Source organism: Treponema sp. R8-4-B8 (assembly GCF_054786175.1).
Genome location: NZ_BDHE01000106.1, coordinates 1 through 1,246, shown reverse-complemented (window position 1 = coordinate 1,246; position 1,246 = coordinate 1). Strand labels below are relative to the sequence as shown.

The following is a 1,246-nucleotide window of genomic DNA, read 5'->3' as shown; positions in this document are numbered from 1 at the left end:
AAAGAGATAGTCCGCAACCGTCTTTTAAACTGGGCGGCAAGAAGAAATTTAAATCCCTGTTTCCGATTATTGACAATTATCGCGAGTCTTGACGGCGTAAAACAAATTGATGAGCTGTTGCTGTTAAAATCATTTTCTTCTGATATTGTAAATAAAACAATTTTACTTATAGAGACGGCGATGAATAACGGGCAATTTGAACAGATGGCCGGCGCAAAAGCCGCCGCTATACGGCATATATATAAAACGTCAAAAGCGTTAATTACGGGTGATGATAAGGATATAGAAACTACGTTTAATGAAAATCCGTTGGACAGTTTAAACATGTTATACGATCAGTTTCCAGTGCTTAAAACGCAGATACTTGTTAATCACAGCGGCTATCATTTTGGGCGGCATGACGAGAAGGGAGCTGCTGAAAAAGCAAAAGAGGCTATTTTATTAGGGCAAAGCAAGAATTCATTTTGCCTGCCCCAGGCATACCGTCTTTTCTCGCTTGTTTGCCTGTCCAAACAGCAGGTGAATGAAACAATTGAATACCTTGGATTCGCCCTGTCAAACGCGGAAAAAGCCGGCAATTACCATGAGATGTCGTTATCCGCATATTATTCCGCCGCAGCCCAATTCTTGCACGGAGACGTTTTTCACGCCGCCGATCTAGCGAACAGATCGATTAAACAATCACTTGCCTCAGGCCGTCCTGATTGGGCTGATCGCTCGCGTTTTCTGGAAGGCCGGATAGAATTTGATCTTGGTCATTACAGGCAAGCCCATGATATTTTTGACGGCTTATTAAAGGAGCCTTATGGCAGTATGACGTGCGAGAAAGAAAACCTAATGGCGGCGTGGATTTACCGTTCAAGAATTTATTTTGACAATCCAAATATCCCCAAACCCGAACCTGCGAATCACGACGCTGATTTATTTGAAATTGAAGCGGCTTATTTAGCCGGTGATTATAAAAGAGCGGTTGAACTCTCATCTTCACATAACAATCCTTTTGTGGAAGAAAACTTTCTTTACACTGAACAGGCGGATTGGCGCAGCGGATTCGCCCAATGCGAACATCTGTATTTTACCCACGGCGAAATTCAAAACAGAATGATTTCAATTTTTCATTCCCTAGCCCAAAGCCGCCTGTCAAAAGACGGATGCGAAGAGGCGCTTCACGAAATTCAAAATATTCTTCGCGATGAAAAACTCTGCGCAATGGACCCCTGGGACGCTTTTTATTTTTACGCGAAGT

At 42.9% G+C, this 1,246-nt stretch carries 1 pseudogene; it reads left to right on the top strand.

The features are described from left to right. Positions 1-69: 69 nt before the first annotated feature. Positions 70-1,246: pseudogene (locus ACYVRA_RS06580) on the top strand (hypothetical protein); the annotation flags it as partial.